At 64.2% G+C, this 17,105-nt stretch carries 18 protein-coding genes and 3 tRNA genes; 4 read left to right on the forward strand and 17 right to left on the reverse strand.

The window, feature by feature from the left end; all coding sequences use genetic code 11:
* Positions 1-183 precede the first annotated feature (183 nt).
* From fabF to R3F72_RS04995, 4 genes are all read right to left on the reverse strand, one after another.
* Entirely contained in the window at positions 184-1,446 is a 1,263-nt protein-coding gene (fabF, locus tag R3F72_RS04980; protein ID WP_332779054.1) for a beta-ketoacyl-ACP synthase II, read from the reverse strand.
* 12 nt (positions 1,447-1,458) lie between these two features.
* On the reverse strand, positions 1,459-2,037 hold the full coding sequence (locus R3F72_RS04985; protein WP_332779055.1) for a winged helix-turn-helix transcriptional regulator: 579 nt from the start codon (positions 2,035-2,037) through the stop codon (positions 1,459-1,461).
* Positions 2,038-2,108: 71 nt separating this feature from the next.
* Complete coding sequence (locus R3F72_RS04990) at positions 2,109-2,603, reverse strand: GNAT family N-acetyltransferase (protein WP_087719077.1); 495 nt, start codon at positions 2,601-2,603, stop codon at positions 2,109-2,111.
* A gap of 44 nt (positions 2,604-2,647) precedes the next feature.
* A complete protein-coding gene (locus R3F72_RS04995) occupies positions 2,648-3,205 on the reverse strand; it encodes a cupin (protein WP_087719078.1) in 558 nt (185 codons plus the stop codon).
* A gap of 142 nt (positions 3,206-3,347) precedes the next feature.
* On the opposite strand from R3F72_RS04995, the gene tsaA reads away from it, so the two are divergent.
* Together tsaA and R3F72_RS05005 are read left to right on the forward strand one after the other, a co-directional pair.
* A complete protein-coding gene (gene tsaA / locus R3F72_RS05000) occupies positions 3,348-4,130 on the forward strand; it encodes a tRNA (N6-threonylcarbamoyladenosine(37)-N6)-methyltransferase TrmO (RefSeq protein WP_332779056.1) in 783 nt (260 codons plus the stop codon).
* Between the two features lie 92 nt (positions 4,131-4,222).
* On the forward strand, positions 4,223-4,789 hold the full coding sequence (locus R3F72_RS05005) for a peptidylprolyl isomerase (protein WP_332779057.1): 567 nt from the start codon (positions 4,223-4,225) through the stop codon (positions 4,787-4,789).
* Positions 4,790-5,049: 260 nt separating this feature from the next.
* Here R3F72_RS05005 and purC read toward each other — a convergent pair whose 3' ends face one another.
* The 4 genes from purC to dapA all read right to left on the reverse strand — a co-directional run bounded on the left by purC (position 5,050) and on the right by dapA (position 8,538).
* The gene (gene purC, locus R3F72_RS05010; protein ID WP_332779058.1) at positions 5,050-5,760 is read right to left on the reverse strand and encodes a phosphoribosylaminoimidazolesuccinocarboxamide synthase; all 711 of its coding nucleotides are present in this window, start codon (positions 5,758-5,760) and stop codon (positions 5,050-5,052) included.
* A 95-nt stretch (positions 5,761-5,855) separates the two neighbouring features.
* The gene (locus R3F72_RS05015) at positions 5,856-6,641 is read right to left on the reverse strand and encodes an MBL fold metallo-hydrolase (RefSeq protein WP_332779059.1); all 786 of its coding nucleotides are present in this window, start codon (positions 6,639-6,641) and stop codon (positions 5,856-5,858) included.
* Positions 6,641-7,594, reverse strand: a complete 954-nt coding sequence (gene bamC / locus R3F72_RS05020) for an outer membrane protein assembly factor BamC (RefSeq protein WP_087719082.1) — start codon at positions 7,592-7,594, stop codon at positions 6,641-6,643. The genes R3F72_RS05015 and bamC overlap by 1 nt, the downstream gene beginning before the upstream one ends.
* A gap of 59 nt (positions 7,595-7,653) precedes the next feature.
* Entirely contained in the window at positions 7,654-8,538 is an 885-nt protein-coding gene (gene dapA / locus R3F72_RS05025; RefSeq protein ID WP_087719083.1) for a 4-hydroxy-tetrahydrodipicolinate synthase, read from the reverse strand.
* A 376-nt stretch (positions 8,539-8,914) separates the two neighbouring features.
* Between dapA and R3F72_RS05030 the strand changes: the two genes are divergently transcribed.
* Complete coding sequence (locus tag R3F72_RS05030; RefSeq protein WP_332779060.1) at positions 8,915-9,385, forward strand: peroxiredoxin; 471 nt, start codon at positions 8,915-8,917, stop codon at positions 9,383-9,385.
* Between the two features lie 19 nt (positions 9,386-9,404).
* On the opposite strand, the gene R3F72_RS05035 is transcribed toward R3F72_RS05030, so the two are convergent.
* Together R3F72_RS05035 and R3F72_RS05040 are read right to left on the reverse strand one after the other, a co-directional pair.
* Complete coding sequence (locus tag R3F72_RS05035; RefSeq protein WP_332779061.1) at positions 9,405-10,490, reverse strand: AI-2E family transporter; 1,086 nt, start codon at positions 10,488-10,490, stop codon at positions 9,405-9,407.
* A complete protein-coding gene (locus R3F72_RS05040) occupies positions 10,487-10,738 on the reverse strand; it encodes a sulfurtransferase TusA family protein (RefSeq protein WP_071232753.1) in 252 nt (83 codons plus the stop codon). The genes R3F72_RS05035 and R3F72_RS05040 overlap by 4 nt, the downstream gene beginning before the upstream one ends.
* 251 nt (positions 10,739-10,989) lie before the next feature.
* Between R3F72_RS05040 and R3F72_RS05045 the strand changes: the two genes are divergently transcribed.
* Positions 10,990-12,453 carry a M48 family metalloprotease gene (locus R3F72_RS05045; protein WP_303854972.1) on the forward strand — a complete coding sequence of 488 codons (1,464 nt, stop codon included), beginning with the start codon at positions 10,990-10,992 and terminating at the stop codon, positions 12,451-12,453.
* A gap of 86 nt (positions 12,454-12,539) precedes the next feature.
* Here R3F72_RS05045 and R3F72_RS05050 read toward each other — a convergent pair whose 3' ends face one another.
* From R3F72_RS05050 to R3F72_RS05080, 7 genes are all read right to left on the reverse strand, one after another.
* The gene (locus R3F72_RS05050; protein ID WP_332779062.1) at positions 12,540-13,799 is read right to left on the reverse strand and encodes a serine hydrolase domain-containing protein; all 1,260 of its coding nucleotides are present in this window, start codon (positions 13,797-13,799) and stop codon (positions 12,540-12,542) included.
* Between the two features lie 94 nt (positions 13,800-13,893).
* A tRNA-Lys gene (locus R3F72_RS05055) sits at positions 13,894-13,969 on the reverse strand.
* A 60-nt stretch (positions 13,970-14,029) separates the two neighbouring features.
* Positions 14,030-14,105: transfer RNA gene (locus R3F72_RS05060), tRNA-Lys, on the reverse strand.
* Between the two features lie 56 nt (positions 14,106-14,161).
* Positions 14,162-14,237: transfer RNA gene (locus R3F72_RS05065), tRNA-Lys, on the reverse strand.
* 88 nt (positions 14,238-14,325) lie between these two features.
* Complete coding sequence (rluB, locus tag R3F72_RS05070; protein ID WP_303856229.1) at positions 14,326-15,192, reverse strand: 23S rRNA pseudouridine(2605) synthase RluB; 867 nt, start codon at positions 15,190-15,192, stop codon at positions 14,326-14,328.
* Positions 15,193-15,271: 79 nt separating this feature from the next.
* Positions 15,272-16,153 (reverse strand): SMC-Scp complex subunit ScpB, encoded by an 882-nt coding sequence (gene scpB, locus R3F72_RS05075; protein ID WP_303856227.1) that lies wholly within the window; start codon positions 16,151-16,153, stop codon positions 15,272-15,274.
* Entirely contained in the window at positions 16,150-17,103 is a 954-nt protein-coding gene (locus R3F72_RS05080) for a segregation and condensation protein A (protein ID WP_442978329.1), read from the reverse strand. The genes scpB and R3F72_RS05080 overlap by 4 nt, the downstream gene beginning before the upstream one ends.
* Positions 17,104-17,105 lie beyond the last annotated feature (2 nt).

Raw genomic sequence — 17,105 nt, forward strand, 5'->3', positions numbered from 1 at the left:
GACTTTCGGAACGAAGAACGCCAGCGACGACATCGCTGGCGTTCTTCGCTCTAAGCTCTAAGCTCTAAGCTCTAAGCTCTAAGCTCTAAGCTCGAAGCTCGAAGCTCGAAGCTCGAAGCTCGAAGCTCGTAGCTCGAAGCTCGAAGCTCGTAGCTCGTGTCATATTGCCGAGCGCAGCCCGTTTCAGCCCTCGTAACGCTTGAAGATCGCGCTGGCGTTCACCCCACCAAACCCGAAGGCGTTGCAGATGGCGTGTTCCATCGGCATCTGGCGCGATTCGCCGTGGACGATGTCCAGGTCCGCCGCCATGGGGTCGGGATCGGCATAGTTGCGGGTCAGCGGCGCGGTCTGGTCGCGTAGCGCCAGTAGCGTGAAGATCGCTTCGACGCCGCCTGCGGCACCCAGCAGATGGCCGGTGGTTGCCTTGGTGGCGCTGATCGCCGGCGAGCGTTCGCCGAATACCCGACGAACGGCTGCAAGTTCGCCCCGATCACCTACCGGCGTAGACGTGGCATGGGCATTGAGGTGTTGAATGTCGGCCGCTTCCAGCCCTGCCTGACGCAGGGCAATCTGCATCGCGCGCGCCGCGCCGGAGCCATCCTCGGGACCTGCCGTCATGTGATAGGCATCGGAAGTCGTGCCGTAGCCGACCAGTTCGGCAATCGGCGTCGCGCCCCGTGCCAGGGCGTGTTCGAGCGTCTCGATCACGATCAGGCCGGCACCTTCCCCCATGACGAATCCGTCGCGGGCCTGGTCGAACGGCCGCGAGGCCTGCTCCGGCGTGTCGTTGAAATGGCTGGAGAGCGCCTTGGCGGCGGCGAAACCACCCAGGCTGACGCGATCGATACACGCCTCGCTGCCGCCGCAGAGCGCGACGTCGGCTTCGCCAGCGTGAATCATGCGCGCGGCGTCGCCGATCGCCTGTAGGCCGGCGGCACAGGCCGTGACCGGTGCGCCGAGCGGGCCCTTGAAGCCGTGGCGGATCGAGACCTGGCCGCAAGCCAGGTTGGCCAGAAACGAAGGAATGGTGAACGGCGACAACCGCCGCGGCCCACGGCTGTCTACCGTGCGTACCGCATCGGCAATGGCGGGAAAGCCGCCGATGCCCGAGCCGATCAGGGTCGCCGTGCGCTCCTTCTCGGCTTCCGTCTGCGGAAACCAGTTGGCCTGGGCCAGCGCTTCTTCCGCCGCCGCGACTGCCATCTGGATGAAGCGGTCCATCTTGCGCCGCTCTTTCGGATCCATGGTGGCGTCCGGGTCGAAGCCGGCGCTGTCCTCCTCGATGGTCGGCACCGGGCCGCCGACGCCCACGGCCAGCCCTTCGACGGTCTCCGCCGGCAGTCGGCGCAGGCCGGAGGCGCCCGACAGCAGACGCTGCCACACGGTTTCGATACCGCATCCCAACGGCGAGAGGATGCCCATACCTGTCACTACGATACGTCGCATGACGATGTCCTTTCAGTCATTGATCGAGTCACTCGCAGCATCGGCAAGCTGGCCAGAAGCCTTCGCTGCCGCTGTCTGCGAGCTGGAAGAAACACCACGGTCGAAGGCTTTCTGCATGCGCTCGACACGGGCATGAACCGCCGGGCTGGCGTCGGGTCCGGGGGCCAGACGCACATCGCCGGGCGACAATGGCCTATCGTGGTGGCGGTCGTACAGGATCGGATCGACGGGTTCCAGGGTCTGTCGATCAACCAGATGGAAGCCGTCGGCTTCGATCGGCAGATGGTCTTCGCCCCAGCGGTAGAGCATCAGGATGACCGGTGCGAGGTCGTGCCCCTTTGCCGTCAGATGATACTCGTAACGCGGCGGATGCTGCTGATAGCAGCGCTTTTCGAACAGTTCATTGGTGACCATGCGATCCAGGCGCCGCGTCAGCATGCTGGAAGCGATGCCCAGGCCGCGCTGGAACTCGTCGAAGCGACGCGCGCCCTGCATGGCATCGCGCAGGATCAGCAGCGTCCAGCTGTCGCCGACGCAATCGAGCGCGCGGGCCACGGGGCAGAAGGAGGAAATATCGTGGGTCACTTTCATTATGGAAGCGACTCTACCGAATTTCCCGGCTCAAGGGAAATGGAGACGTCCAGAACCGCCAACGGTTGCGTTCACGTGCCGCCGGTATCCAGTGCCAGTCTCATTCGCACCCGCGGCAGCCGTTCGCCCTGACGTTCGCTCCACTCTTCGCCCAGGGTTGCCCAACCGCGCCCGGTCAGCGATGGCGCCAGCACCAGGCTCGCTTCGATCATCGCCTCGCTGTGCCCCGCGTCTCTCAATGCCTCGATGGACAGCGACAGCAGGCGCGATCCCACGCCCTGCCGTGCCACCGAAGGCCAGACGTAGAGCGTTTCGATGCGCCCGGCCGGGAGATCGCGCTCACAGAAGCCGATGCAATGCCCGTCGCATTCTGCCACCAGCGTGGAGTAGATCGCCTGTCGCGCCATCCACGCTTCCGCAGTGCGCGGCAGCGCCGATGCCCAGGCCTCGCGCTGGGCCAGGGTATAGTGGTTGGCCGCGCCTTCCATGATCGCGTGGTAAAAAACCTCGGCCTGATCCGAGACATCCCGGGGCAATGCCTCGCGGAAGCGGGTTCGTTCGAGCATATCGAGATCCTCCGAGCTGATCGACCATCAACGACGCCGCCGGATCACGCAGCGTCGTTGACCAGAGACTCATAGCGCGGGAAGCGCAGCGCGATGTCGCTGGCGGTTTCCGCCAGCGAATCCGTATCCCCTTCGCTGAGCGTCAAGGTGACGAAGTCCGGCTGCGGCCCCATATCGAACCAGTGCGGCAGATCCGCGGGGATGGAGATGAGATTGCCGCGCTCGCAGCCAACGACATAGACACGATAAGCCAGATGCAGGTAGAAGATCGCCTGGCCGTGGAGAAACAGATGCCATTGCTGACCCAGGCTGCGCGACTCGCTGTAGAGCAGCTCCCGCCGCAACTGGCCATCGGGATAGACCGGGCTCATGCCGCGAAGTTCGATCCGCTGACACCCGCTGCGCAGACGCATCTCGTCGATGAGAGCGGCGTGCTCATCGAGCACCTCCTCGGCACTGGCGGTACTGCGAAGCGGCGGTAGCGAATGGGACTGGAAGAGAATCTGATGGGCGCCCAGTTCCAGCTTGATACGCGCCTCATCGCGCGTCGACAGCAACGGCTGGTCGCTATCGGCTTCGTGGTAAACATGCAAAAAACTCATCCAACACCTCTCCTTGGTATTATGCGAGCTGCCGAAATCCTGCCGCACCCGGGGCCGAGCGCTACTGCATTATGGCACCATTGCAAAAGTTCACCTCGAAAAGCGCAATCTCATGATGTCAGAGCCCTCACGCCATGCTCCCGTGTCCGACAGCGCTTTCACGCTGGAGACGATCGGTCATGTCGCCAGCGATTATCCCGACAAGTTCGGAATTCCGCGCCAGCCGGGGTTGGCGCCGTCGGCGCGGGCGATTCTCTATCTGGCGCCAGCGTTCGACGATCCGCTCGCCGTCGAAGGTCTGGAGGCGATGACCCATCTGTGGCTGACCTTCGTCTTCGACCGCAGCCCGGCGCGCTGGTCGCCTCGGGTGCGGCCACCCCGCCTGGGAGGCAATCAACGCATCGGGGTCTTCGCCAGCCGCAGCACCCACCGCCCCAACCGCCTTGGCCTGTCGCTGGTCGAGCTGGCCGGTGTCGAATGCACGCCCAGGCCATCGCTCGCCCAGGCGCCCATTGCCGGTTCCCGCCTGGAGAAGTACCGGAGCCGAGTGAAACTGCACCTGCGGGGGCACGATCTCTGCGACGCCACGCCGATCCTCGACATCAAGCCGTATCTGCCCTGGGCCGAGTCCCGCCCCGATGCCGATGCCGGTTTCGCGCCCGCGCCGCCGCGCCGGCACCGCGTCGCTTTCAGTGCCGCGGCGAAAGAAGCGCTGCAGCGCCATCCCGACGGCGAATCGCTGTCTCGCCTGATCGAGGAGGTGCTGACCCAGGACCCGCGCCCCGCCTATCACGGCAGCGGTTCGAACCGGCAGGGCGCCACGAGGCAATACGGCGTCTTCCTGCGCGACGTCAACGTGCGTTTTCAGGCACTGGAAGGGGCCGGCGACACCGAGTTCCGGGTGGAAGCGATCGAACCCCGTTGATGGTCGGCGGAATCGAACGCAGGCCGGCACTGGTCACCGGGCATCGATGCGGCTAGGCTGGCGAGCTTCGATGAATGACTGGAGTGCCTTCGATGCGAAAGTCGCTGATTCCGCTTTGCCTGTCTGCGCTGGCCTTGTTCTCCCTGCCGGCGCTCGCCGATGCCGATCACCCGCATGTGCGCCTGCACACGAGCCAGGGTGACATCGAAGTCGAGCTCGATGCCAAGGCGGCCCCCGAGACGGTGGACAACTTCCTGAGCTACGTCGATGAAGGCTTCTATGCCGGCACGGTCTTTCATCGCGTGATGCAGGACTTCATGATCCAGGGCGGCGGCATGACGGCGGATCTCGAGCCCAAAGAGACCCACGCACCGATCGCGCTGGAAAAAAGCGGCCTCGACAACACCCGTGGCACCATCGCCATGGCGCGTACCGCCAATCCGGATTCCGCGACCAGCCAGTTCTTCATCAACCTGGTCGACAATAGCGCGCTGAACTATCGCGATCTCTACAACCCGGGCTATACGGTGTTCGGCCACGTGGTCTCGGGCATGGACGTCGTCGACGAGATTGCCGGCGTTGCCACCGGCCGCCAGGGCCTTCACGCCAATGTGCCGAAGACGCCGATCACGATCGAGAGCGCGGAACGTATCGACTGAAGACACCGTGATACGGCAGAAAACCGCCAGGTGAGCCAGAAAGCAAGAAAGCAAGAAGCCCCGACGTTGTCATGTCGGGGCCTCTCATGAAAATCAATTCTCGAGAAGCGCTGCAACAATCTCCGAGCGGAGCGAAGTGCAAGGCGTACGGCGCGCAGGAACCGGAGCCTATGGGGTATAGGTGAGGATTCCGATCGGACCGGCGCCACCGGAGCCGTACAACAAAGCAATTTGCCCGCGCAGGAATTGAGACAGCGTTTCTAGAAGGTCATGCCCAGACGCCGCCCCACCTCCTCATAGGCCTCGATCACGCCGCCCAGCCCCTGGCGGAAGCGGTCCTTGTCCAGCTTCTCGCGGGTTTCGGCGTCCCAGAGCCGGCAACCGTCCGGCGAAAACTCGTCGCCCAACACGATCTCGCCCTCGAAGAGGCCGAATTCGAGCTTGTAGTCGACCAGCAGCATGCCGCCGTCGAGAAACAGCTGCTTGAGCACGTCGTTGACCCGGAAGGTCAGCGCTTTCATGGTCGCCAGCTGCTCGGGCGTCGCCCAGCCGAAGGTCTCGGCCAGCGACTCGTTGATCATCGGATCGCCCTTCTCGTCGTTCTTCAGGAACAGCTCGAAGGTCGGCGGATTCAGGGCGACGCCCTCTTCGACGCCAAGACGGCGCACCAGGCCACCGGCGGCCAGGTTGCGCACCACGCACTCCACCGGAATCATCTCCAGCTTCTTGACCACGCACTCGGTGTCCGAGAGCAGCTGCTCGAAGTGCGTGGGAATGCCCGCCGCCTGGAGCTTCTCCATGATGAAGGCGTTGAACTTGTTGTTGACCATGCCCTTGCGCTCGAGGGCTTCCTTCTTCTTGCCGTCGAAGGCGCTGGTGTCATCGCGAAAGTGCAGGACAAGCCGCTGCGGGTCGTCGCTCAGGTAGACCGACTTGGCCTTGCCGGCATAGAGAAGATCGCGTTTTTGCATGGAGCTGTCTCCGCGTCGCGGCCCCTTGGGGCAGCAGGTTCATGAGGGTGATGAAGGTGAAACGTGGTGTGGCGACGAGACGGTTCTTTTCACCGTCAGGCCACCTGCTGCCAGTCGATACCGCTATCCTGGGCCGAAACCAGCAGACGCGACTCATCGCCGTCGAGCAGCGGCACCAGGGTTTCCAGTACCCGCTCGGGATGATTATTTTGCGCCGACAGATGCGAGCAGACAATCCGCTGCAGCCGATCGAGCCCCAGCCGGCGCAGCAGTTCCGCCGCCTGGCCGTTGGCGAGATGGCCCCAGCGACCGGCGACACGGCGCTTCAAGTGCGGCGGATAGGGCCCTTCGGCCAGCATGCGCGGATCGTGATTGCACTCGAGGAACAGCGCATCGCAGCCGCCGAAGACATCGGCCACGTGAGACGTCGGGTGGCCGAGATCGGTCAATACCCCGAGGCGGCGGCCGTGAGCACGAAAGCAGAACTGGATCGGCTCACGGGCATCATGGGGAACGGTGACCGGATCGATCTCCAGCCCGCCGATGGCGAAGCGTGCCTGTGGTACCAGCAGTTCGTGCCTGGGCACCTCGCCCAACTTGCCGGAGAACCAACTGCCGGCGCTGAGATAGACCGGCAGTTGATGGCGGCGCGCCAGGGCGCCCACCCCGGTGATGTGATCGCTGTGTTCATGAGTGACCAACACCGCCGATAGCTGGCGCGGATGGACGCCCAACCGCGCGAGGCGCTTCTCCGCCTCGCGCACGCCGAAACCGCAATCCACCAGCACCAGGGTTTCGCCATCGCTGACCAGCGTCGCGTTGCCCTTGCTGCCGCTGCCCAGCGAGGCGAAGTGAAGGCCCGGTGTGGAGGGCGACGCCATCAGCGCAGCGTGGACGCGATCGCGTCCAGCAGCTCCCGTGCCGCGGCTGGTGCCACCGGTTGACCATCGGCATCATCGACCGTCACCACGGTATTGTTGGCGTTCGAGTCGAGCTGCAGGCGGTAATGGTTGGGCTGCGGATCGCTGCCGAACCAGTCGAACCAGCCGCCGTCATCAGCTTCCAGCGGCAGGTAGTCGATGAAGAACTGACCGGCGCTGCGGTTCTGATCCGTTACCGTCAGGCGATCGTCATCGAATCCGTTCTGCAGCTGATAGTAGAGCTCGGACCAGGCACGCTCGCTGTCCAGTGCCAGATCGAGCTTCCAGCCGCCGTCGCGGTTGCGCAGCTTCACGCGCTCGCTCTGGTCGAGCGGCTGCGCGGCCAGCGACACACCGCTGTCGGCGGTATGGTTGTTGTCCAGATACGCCTTGATCGAGGTCAGACATTGGGCGCTGCTGCCGATGTCGCAACGCACCTCGCTGGTACCGCTACGCAGCCCCTGGCGCAGGCTCATGCTGCCCTGGGCGGTGTCGATGCGACCGCTGGCAGCATTGATGGCGGTCGGGTTGACGCCGTGATCGACGGCAAAGCCCTGCAGGCGCGGCCATACACTGGCCGGCGCGGCATCGACCAGCAGCCAGCGCTCGCTGCCTGCCTGACGCATTTCGACGTAAGGCTGCTCGTCGCTCTGCCCGGAGGCCAGCGGCTGCGGGCGCGGCGCGTCGTCCATGGCCTCCGTCGACGCGAAATCGCTATCGGCCTGGGGAACCGGCATCGAATCCTGATAACGAACCTGGTTGCGCGAAGCCGGCAGATCCAGCGGTTGGGTCATCTTGGCGTTCTGGTACTCGTCGTTGCGGTCATAGTAGTAACCGTCTTGAAACAGACCGCAGCCGGACAGAACCAGCGACGAGCACAACACCAGAGGCATCCATTTGAGGACGGGCTTCATGCATCCACCTTTGTTTGAAGCAATGGGCTGGTTGGCGATTCGATCCACGCCGGGTGGTATCACTTACTGTCGATGCCGGCGAGCTGCAGCGCTTCGCCGACGCTGCCGTGATAGCGTTCTGACAGCCAGGTCAGCGGCAGCCGGATCCCGGTGTCGGCATAACCCATGCGGTTGAGCGCCCACTTGACCGGAATCGGGTTGGATTCGATCCCCAGCGCCGTGTGCAGCGGCGCCAGACGCGCATTGATCTGGTGCGCCTTCTCGCGCTGGCCGCTGGTCGCCGCGACGCAGAGATCATGCATCGACTGCGGCGCCACGTTGGCGGTGACGGAGATATCGCCATGGCCGCCCATCAGCATGAAGTCGCAAGCGGTGGGATCGTCACCGGAGTAGAGCGCGAAATCGCTGCCCTTGAGCCGATCGATCAGCTCCTCGGCTCGTTCCAGGTTGCCGGTGGCGTCTTTCAAGCCGACGATCCGCTCGAGCTCCGCCAGGCGGAAGACCGTCTCGTTGTAGATGTCGGAGCAGGTGCGGCCGGGCACGTTGTAGAGAATGATGGGCAGTTCGCTGGCTTCGGCGACCGCCTTGAAATGCTGATACAAGCCTTCCTGGGTCGGCTTGTTGTAGTAAGGCGCCACCGACAGACAGCAGTCGGCGCCCACTTCGCTGGCATAGCGCGCCAGCTCGACCGCTTCGGCCGTGTTGTTGGCGCCCGTGCCGGCGATGACCGGGATCCGACCGTTGACCTCTTCGACCACCGTGCGGATGACATCGAAGTGCTCGGCGAACGACATCGTGGTCGGTTCACCCGTGGTACCGGCGGCGACGATCGCGTCAGTGCCGTGATCGAGATGAAAATTCACCAGGCGACGCAGCGCCTCCCAGTCGATCTCGCCACCGGCTTTCATCGGCGTCGCCATGGCAACGATACTGCCTGTGATCATCTTGCAGCTCTCTCCCTGTGGCCGGGATGGACGCCGGCCGCGTTAACTCACCGCAAGTCGATTATCCAGCAAGCGAACAACCGGACCTGACGGATCCCGGAACCCCGGACGCATGCCGATGCGGGCATGGCGCCTACCCAGGCACGATTTTGCAAACCTCAGATGGTACTCAGGCAGCCTCGGCGTGTACAGCCGGCAAGCCGGCTCCCCGCCGAGATCGACGCCTCGGCACACGACGCCGCCCTGTAATGATCTCGTTGCCCGCCTCGACGATCGTCACGCCCGAGCATTGACCGCCAGAATCGGCTATCGTTCGTTCGCAACGGAATCCTCAGGGATTTTGGCGATCCATTCCCCTTTCATTTCGGAGCGGCTCATGACCCTCAGCGTTGGACAACCCGTCGAAGACTTCTCCGCCGAGGCCACCGGCGACATGACCTTTCGTCTCGGCGACTACCGTGGCAAGCAGGTGGTGATCTATTTCTATCCCAAGGACAGCACCCCGGGCTGCACCACCGAAGGCGGCGATTTTAGCGACCGGATCGGCGAGTTCGAGGCCGCCAACACGGTCGTCTTCGGCGTCTCGCGGGATGGCCTCAAGTCCCACGAGAACTTCAAGGCCAAGCAGGGCTTCCCGTTCGAGCTGATCTCCGATCGCGACGAAGCGGTTTGCCGGCAGTTCGACGTGATCAAGCTGAAAAAGATGTACGGCAAGGAGCATCTGGGCGTCGAGCGCAGCACGTTCCTGATCGACGCCGACGGCAACCTGGCCCGCGAGTGGCGCGGCGTCAAGGTGCCGGGGCACGTGGACGAAGTGCTCGAAGCGGCGCGCGAACTCGACGCCTGACAGTTGGCGAGGTCGCGCTTCAGGGCGTCTTCTCTATCTCGGCCTGGCCCGACTCGCCTCGCGGCCAGGCCTGCACCAGCGCCTTGATCAACGTCGCCAGCGGAATCGCGAAAAACACGCCCCAGAAGCCCCACAGCCCGCCGAAAAACAGCACTGCCAGAATGATCGAGACAGGGTGCAGGTTGACCGCTTCCGAGAACAGGATCGGCACCAGCACATTGCCGTCGAGCGCCTGCAGAATGGCGTACGCCACCAGCACATACAGGAACTGCTCGCTGACCCCGAAATGGAAGCCCGCCACCGCCGCGACCGGCAGCGTGGCAACCGCGGCACCGATGTAGGGCACCAGCACCGACAGTCCCACCATCAGCCCCAGCAAGGCGGCGTAGGGCAATCCGAAGGCCCAGAAGAGAATGAAGGCCACGCTGCCGACGATGATGATCTCGATGGTCTTGCCGCGCACGTAGTTGGCGATCTGATCGTCCATCTCATTCCAGATACGGGTCATCAGCGTGCGTCTGCCCGGCAGCATCGACAGCATGAAGGCGACCAGCCGCTCGCGATCCTTGAGCATGAAGAAGACCAGGATCGGCACCAGTACCAGGTAGATGATCACCGCCATCAGGTTGCCCAGCGACGCCAGCGAGAAGGTCAGCGCCCGCTGGCCGAGCTGCGACGCCTGGTGGCCCGCCGTGGCGATCCACCCCTGGATCTGATCCGGCGTGACGATGGTCGGGTATTTCGTCTGCATCTCGCCCAGCCAGCGTTGGCTGCTGGCAAACATGCTGGGGGCCTCCTGGACCAGCTCGACCAGCTGATTCCAGACCAGCGGCATGATGACCAGCGCCAAGGCGAGTAGCGCCCCCACGAACAGCAGAAAGACCAGCCCGACCGCCAGCAGACGCGGCAGCCCTCGACGCTCCAGCCAGGCCACCACGCCCTGCAACAGGAAGGCGACGACCAGCGCGGTGAAAAACGGTGCCAGCGCACCGCCGAGCCAGATCACGATGGCAAAGCCGCCGATCAGCAGCGCCAGCAGGACGATCGCTTCTTCATCGGAGAGATAACGCTCGAACCAGTTACGCAGGATGCCCTTCAAACTCATGCCGGTGCGTCTCCATCCGCCTTGCGCAGCCAGTAGCGATAGATTCCGTCCGCTTGCTCGCGCTCGACCAGCGTGTGTCGGCTGTGCTCGACGAAACTTTCGAAATCACGCCAGGAGCCCGCGTCGGTCGCGATCACCTCGAGCAATTGCCCGGCTTGCATGCCGGCGAGAGCTTGCTTGGCCTTGAGCAACGGAAGCGGACAGCTCAGACCGGAGGCATCCAGTCGGCAATCGGGCGCTTGAGACATAACAGATCCCGGGTTGGTGAACGGTAAATTGAAAGACGAATCGAAAGTTCGTTAGCCTGCCACGGGGCCGGTGGCATCGCTCCCCGACTTTTGGAAAGCGCCTGGGCACGTCTGCGACAAACTGTAGTCGAAGGCATGATAACCCAGACCGTTACCCCCTACCGTGGCTTTCGCCTGCAGCGTATCTTTGGCTGCGCCGGGTCTTTTGCATGTACCGTAGCTTTGCCTGAATGGGGATCGAGACCGTCAGCATGACAAACCACCGACCGACATCATTCAAACGGCAGCTGTTGGCCGTCTCGCTGCTATCCGCCACGCTGGCCGGCGCCGCCCCGCTCGCCCAGGCCCAGCAAGGCTATCAGCTTCCGGATCTCGGCAGTACCAGTGCCGCCGTCACCACCAGTGACGAATACCGCCTGGGTCGCGCCTGGCTACGCCAGTTCCGCGCCCAGACCGACCCGTGGCAGGATCCGATCACCCAGACCTACGTCCGCTCGATGCTGGCCAAACTGGTACCGTACAGCGGCGTCGACGAACGGCTCGTGGTCACGCTCGTCGACAGCCGTCTGCTGAATGCGTTTGCCGTGCCCGGCGGCGTGGTCGGGGTCAATGCCGGCCTGTTCACCACCGCGCCCGAAGAGGACGAGTTCGCCTCGGTGCTGGCTCACGAGCTGGGCCACCTGGCCCAGCGCCACTATGCCCGGCGCATGGAGCGGGTCGAGGAGACGCAGCTGCCGACCATGGCGGCGATGCTGGCGGGCATGGTGCTCGCGGCCGGGGGTGGCGGCAGCGCCGGCATCGCCGCCATGATGGGAACGCAGGCTGCCTTCATTCAGGACCAGCTCGCCTACTCCCGGCGCTTCGAGCAGGAGGCCGATCGCGTTGGTCTCGGCGCCATGGCCAAGGCCGGGTACGACCCGCAGGCCATGCCGGACATGTTCCGCACGCTGCAGAAGCTCGCCGCGCTGCAAGGCGGCAATCCGCCGGAGTTTCTGCTGACCCACCCGGTCACCGAATCGCGCATCAGCGATACCCAGACGCGCGCCGATCAGTTGCCATCACCTCCCCACCGTGACGACCCGACTTACGCCATGATTCGCGGGCGAGCGCTGCTGCTGATCAACCGGGACAACCCGAGCCAGGCGATGACGGCGCTCGAGCAGGACGATCCGCCGCCGGCAGCGTTGAGTTACCTTCAGGCGTTGATCGATGCCCGGCAGACGCGCACCGACGCCGCGCTGGAAACGCTGGACGAGTTGGCCCGACAATACCCCGATCTTTCGATGATCCCCGCCACGGCGGCGCAGATCGCCTACGACGCCGACCGCCGCCAGGAGGCCGTGACGCGAGCGCAGCGCATCCTGCGGCTTTCCCCCTCCTACTATCCGGCGCAATGGGTACAGGCGGAAGCCCTGGTGCAGACGTCCCCTGCCCAGGCGTTCGACGTACTGCGCGCCATGAGCGAACAGTATCCGGAGGACCCTAACGTGTTCGGACTACTGGCCGAGGCCGCCGGCCGCACCGGCCGTGATGCCTGGGGCCAGCTGGCGCGCGCCGAGCAGCTACAGCTCGAAGGACGCATCGACACCGCCATCCGCCAGATAGACTCCGCCGAGAAAGTGGCCAGGCAGAGCGGCGACTACGCCATGGCCAGCCGCATCGAGCAGCGGCGCCAGGATTTCCTCGGCTACCGGGATACGATGCAAAACTTCTGATCTGCCCCGCCATGGGACCCCGGCGATGGCTTCCGGACATCTCGCGCCGAGCTCGCGCCGAGAAAGAAACGGCCGGAGAGCAGGACTCAGCGATGCCGGTCGAGGTGCGCGACGATCGCGTCGAAGAACGCCATGGGATCGATCGCCAACTTGCCCAACGGCTTGGGGGCGGCGGCGTTCTGCGCGATCACGATCTCGCGGGCCGGATTGACGTAGATGGCCTGCCCGTGGATACCCTTCGCCGCATAGGCCTGGTCCTGGCGTGAAGGGTCCGTCCAGGCCGTCCACCACATGTAGCCATATTCCAGTGGTACAGAGCCCGGTGATACCGTGCCCGGTGATACGGTGCCCAGCGACTCACCGCCAGCGAGCGTGGTCGGCCTCGTGGCCTCGGCGATCCAGCCTTCGGGCAATAGCGGCTCGCCATCGATCTTCCCGCCTTCGAGCATGAACTGGCCGAAACGCGCGTAATCTCTCAACGTTGCGCTGATCCCGCTGCCGCCGATCTCGATGCCGTCCGGCGACTCCAGCCACCAGGTGGCCTCGTGCTCCATGCCGAAGGGCTGCCATAGCTTGTCCGACAGATAGTCGGCCAACGGCCGGCCGACGGCACGGCGAACGAGTTCGGCAAGAATCTGCGTCTCGCCGGTGCTGTAGTTGTGGACCGCGCCCGGCATCGCGGTGCGAGGCAGCGACGCCATTACCGCCATCGCCCCGCCCGGTTGCTGGGCGACTTGCGCCTCGAGCAGCCGGCGGCGATCGGACGCCGGGTCGGTGTAGGTTTCGTTCCAGGCCACGCCGGAGGCCATCATCAGCAGATCGCGCAGACTCACGCCATCGTAGGCGCTTCCCGCCAGCGCCGGCACGTAGTCGACCATTCGAGCCGCCAGCCCCTCCCGGATCGATCCATCCTGAATCGCCATGCCGGCCAGCGTCGAGCAGATGGACTTGGCGACCGACATCGACATCCAGCGCGTATCGCGATCGTTACCGCGCTGATAGGTCTCGTGGACGATGCTGCCTCGATGGAGGACCACCAACCCGGTGATCTGGTTCAAGGCGAGATAGTCGTAGAGGTCGTAGGACTCGCCATTCACCGTGGCCAGCACCCCGTCGAGACTCTCCAGCGCCTGCGGCAGCGGGCGTGGCCGCTCGCTGCCAGTGACGACCCTCGAAGGAAACAGCCGATCGATGTTGCGAAAGGTGCTGACCGCCAGATCCGGAACCAACCGCCCGCTGTAGATCTGCTCGACGCTGCCGATCGGCTCGTCGGCATGGCGATAGACGGCACTCGATCGGGACGAGTGTCGAGCGGCAGCGAGCGGCGCGGAGGCACGGGAAGACATGGGCTCTCTCCTGGAACGGTCATTACATCAACCAGTACCACAGACACGACCAGGCGCGCATCAACTCAGCGTGAAGCGAAGGAATAAAACAGAATGGTGGGTCGTGTAGGATTCGAACCTACGACCAATTGGTTAAAAGCCAACTGCTCTACCAACTGAGCTAACGACCCGGAACGGATGATCGGCGCTGGAAGCCGAATCGATGCCGTGAAGGCGAGGAAAGAGATCGATGGTGGGTCGTGTAGGATTCGAACCTACGACCAATTGGTTAAAAGCCAACTGCTCTACCAACTGAGCTAACGACCCATGCTCTTTTGATCAATGGCACTCGTTTGCGCCAAAAACATCGACCCGTCGGAAAGTGGTGGGTCGTGTAGGATTCGAACCTACGACCAATTGGTTAAAAGCCAACTGCTCTACCAACTGAGCTAACGACCCCTTCCGACTGGGCGCACATATTACTCATAAGCCTCGGAGCAGGCAAGCGTTTTTTCCCCGCTCCGAGGCAACCACCATGCCGCCGGGGTCAGGCGTCTTCGCGGCGCGGCCGACGCGGTTTCTTCATCGCGGTCACCGGGCGACGCTTGTTCTTGTCGCGGCTCCAGCGATTCTTCTCGTCCGGCGTCATCTCCGGCACCTTGCGCGGCTCGAGGCCTGCCAGGGTCGAAAGCTCGTCGATCTCGTCCTGGGTCATCTCCGTCCACTCGCCGGCCTTGGCCCGCTTGTCGAGGAAGATGTTGCCGTAGCGCACGCGCTTCAGGCGGCTGACGGTCAGCCCCTGGGATTCCCACAGCCGGCGCACCTCGCGGTTGCGGCCTTCCAGGATCACCACGTGAAACCAGGTATTGATGCCTTCACCGCCGAACTCCTGCACGTCGGTGAAACGGGCCGGGCCGTCCTCGAGCATCACGCCCTCGACCATGTTGACCACGTGCTCGCGCTTCACCTCGCCCATCACGCGTACTGCGTACTCCCGCTCGATCTGATGCGAAGGATGCATCAGCCGATTGGCCAGCTCGCCGTCGGTGGTGAACAGCAACAGCCCGCTGGTGTTGATGTCGAGACGACCGATCGCGATCCAGCGCTCGCCCTTGAGTCGCGGCAGGCGCTCGAAGACGGTCCGCCGGCCTTCGGGGTCCTTGCGGGTGCACAGCTCGCCTTCCGGCTTGTTGTACATGATCACCCGTCGCGGCACTTCCTCGACCGCCCGCAGATTGATCGCCCGGTCATCGAGCGCCACGCGGTCGCGTGCCCCGACCCGGTCGCCCAGCTTGGCGACCTGGCCGTTGACCTTGATGCGGCCGGCGCTGATCGCCGTTTCCATCTCCCGTCGCGAGCCGTAACCGGCGCGCGCCAGCACTTTCTGCAGCTTCTCGGTGTTGGTATCCGTCATGTCGTTCATTGCCTCGTCGGCTAGAGAGTTCGCCAGTGACCGTTGCGCCCACAGGCAAACCGATCGGAATTGGCGGCTCTCAGGTGTCCGTGCCCGAATTCTCGTCCGCCGGGTCGGCGCTCTTCGCCGCCTCGGCCTGACGTTTTCGGGCACGTTCGGCCAGTCGCGCTTCGAGCTCGGCAAAACTCAGCGACTCGCCGGGGGACGCCATCTCGGCGTGTTCGTCGTTGTCGGGCTCATCATTGTCACATTCACCCGACGCTGCCGATAAATCGGTTTCTTCTGTTTCCACCACTGCTTTAGGGGTTTCTTCCCCTGCGAGCGGTGGCGTTTCGCTGCCGGTGACGCCGCCAGTATCGACATCGGGTACATCGGCGAACGGCTCGCGCATGCCGGTTTCGAACGTTTCGAAGGCCTTGAGTTCATGCATCGGCGGCAACGAATCCAGGGTCTTCAGCCCCAGATCGTCGAGAAACGCCCGTGTGGTCGCGTAGACTGCCGGCCGCCCGGGCACGTCACGGTGTCCGACGACGCGAATCCAGCCGCGCTCCACCAGGGTGCGCATGATCGAACTGCTCACCGCCACGCCGCGAACCTCCTCGATATCCCCGCGGGTCACCGGCTGGCGGTAGGCGATCAGCGCCAACGTCTCGAGCAGAGCTCGCGAGTAACGCTGCGGCTTTTCATCCCACAAACGTGACACCCAGGGCGAGTAGCGCTGCCGGATACGCACCTGGTGCCCCGAAGCCGACTCGATCAGCTCCAGCGCACCGCCGTTCGACAGCCGCTCGCCGAGCTTGTTGAGCGACTCGCGGATCGCCGCGCGGGACGGTCTATTCCCGCCGTCGTCGAACACCGTCTCGAGCCGTTCCAGCGAGACCGGCTCGCCAGCGGCCAGCAGCACCGCTTCGAGAATTTCGTCCAGCACTGGGGTCACATAGGGGTCGATCAGGCGGTTCATGCCTTCGCCTCGTCGTCGCTGCCGGTCTCGAAAACGCCCTCTTCCTCGCCGGGAGCGCCCTCTTCCTCGCCGGGAGCGCCTTCGTTCTCGCCGGGAACGCCCGCCTCCAGCGCCAGCCGGGCCCGCAGGTGAATCGGCGAGAGCGGCGCATTCTGCACGATTTCGATCATTGACTCACGCGCTAATTCGAGAATCGCCATGAAGGTGACGATGACCCCGGCGCGCCCCTCGGAAAGCGCGAACAGCGATTCGAACGGCGTATAGCGATCCGCCTCGAGTCTGGCCATGATCGCGAGCATTCGCTCCCGCGTCGATAGCACTTCACGGCTGATCCGGTGGGACTGGCGCAGGTCGGCGCGCTTCAGCATGCTGCCCAGCGCTCCGAGCAGATCCCTCAGCGAGACATCCGGATGTACCACGCGGGGCTCGAGCTCGGGCAATGCCGCCTGGGCCGGGTGCCAGTCGCGCCCCATTCGCGGCAGTTCGTCCAGCGTCTCGGCGGAAAGCTTGAGCTGCTCGTACTCCTGCAGGCGGCGAATCAGTTCGGCCTGCGGATCATCCTCTTCGTCCTCGTCGTCTCCCCTGGGCGGTCTCGGCAGCAGCGTGCGCGACTTGATCTCGGCGAGCATCGCGGCCATCACCAGATATTCGCCGGCAAGATCGATTTCCATCGCCTGCATCAGATCGACGTACTCGACGTACTGGTGGGTAATGGCGGCAACGTCGATAGCCAGAATGTCGAGATTCTGACGCCGGATCAGGTAGAGCAGCAGATCGAGCGGGCCTTCGAAGGTCTCGAGGAAGACCTTGAGCGCTTCCGGCGGAATGTAGAGATCCTGTGGCAGCTCGGTCAGGCCCTCGCCATTGACCCGCGCCACGAATTCGAGCGGCAGTTGCGCGGAGGGCGACGCCTCGGCGGCATCGGGTCGTTCGGATTCGATAACGCTCACGC

It is taken from the genome of Salinicola sp. 4072, assembly GCF_036663415.1.
Lineage (GTDB): Bacteria > Pseudomonadota > Gammaproteobacteria > Pseudomonadales > Halomonadaceae > Salinicola > Salinicola salarius_A.

Coding starts and splice junctions, on each gene's coding strand:
- R3F72_RS04990 (WP_087719077.1), bottom strand. CDS start 2,603: ATGCTCGAACGAACCCGCTTCCGCGAGGCATTGCCCCGGGATGTCTCG.
- rluB (WP_303856229.1), bottom strand. CDS start 15,192: ATGACGGATACCAACACCGAGAAGCTGCAGAAAGTGCTGGCGCGCGCC.
- bamC (WP_087719082.1), bottom strand. CDS start 7,594: ATGAAGCCCGTCCTCAAATGGATGCCTCTGGTGTTGTGCTCGTCGCTG.
- R3F72_RS05015 (WP_332779059.1), bottom strand. CDS start 6,641: ATGGCGTCGCCCTCCACACCGGGCCTTCACTTCGCCTCGCTGGGCAGC.
- R3F72_RS05050 (WP_332779062.1), bottom strand. CDS start 13,799: ATGTCTTCCCGTGCCTCCGCGCCGCTCGCTGCCGCTCGACACTCGTCC.
- R3F72_RS05045 (WP_303854972.1), top strand. CDS start 10,990: ATGACAAACCACCGACCGACATCATTCAAACGGCAGCTGTTGGCCGTC.
- R3F72_RS05030 (WP_332779060.1), top strand. CDS start 8,915: ATGACCCTCAGCGTTGGACAACCCGTCGAAGACTTCTCCGCCGAGGCC.
- R3F72_RS04995 (WP_087719078.1), bottom strand. CDS start 3,205: ATGAGTTTTTTGCATGTTTACCACGAAGCCGATAGCGACCAGCCGTTG.
- R3F72_RS04985 (WP_332779055.1), bottom strand. CDS start 2,037: ATGAAAGTGACCCACGATATTTCCTCCTTCTGCCCCGTGGCCCGCGCG.
- R3F72_RS05040 (WP_071232753.1), bottom strand. CDS start 10,738: ATGTCTCAAGCGCCCGATTGCCGACTGGATGCCTCCGGTCTGAGCTGT.
- R3F72_RS05005 (WP_332779057.1), top strand. CDS start 4,223: ATGCGAAAGTCGCTGATTCCGCTTTGCCTGTCTGCGCTGGCCTTGTTC.
- R3F72_RS05035 (WP_332779061.1), bottom strand. CDS start 10,490: ATGAGTTTGAAGGGCATCCTGCGTAACTGGTTCGAGCGTTATCTCTCC.
- dapA (WP_087719083.1), bottom strand. CDS start 8,538: ATGATCACAGGCAGTATCGTTGCCATGGCGACGCCGATGAAAGCCGGT.
- fabF (WP_332779054.1), bottom strand. CDS start 1,446: ATGCGACGTATCGTAGTGACAGGTATGGGCATCCTCTCGCCGTTGGGA.
- purC (WP_332779058.1), bottom strand. CDS start 5,760: ATGCAAAAACGCGATCTTCTCTATGCCGGCAAGGCCAAGTCGGTCTAC.
- scpB (WP_303856227.1), bottom strand. CDS start 16,153: ATGAACCGCCTGATCGACCCCTATGTGACCCCAGTGCTGGACGAAATT.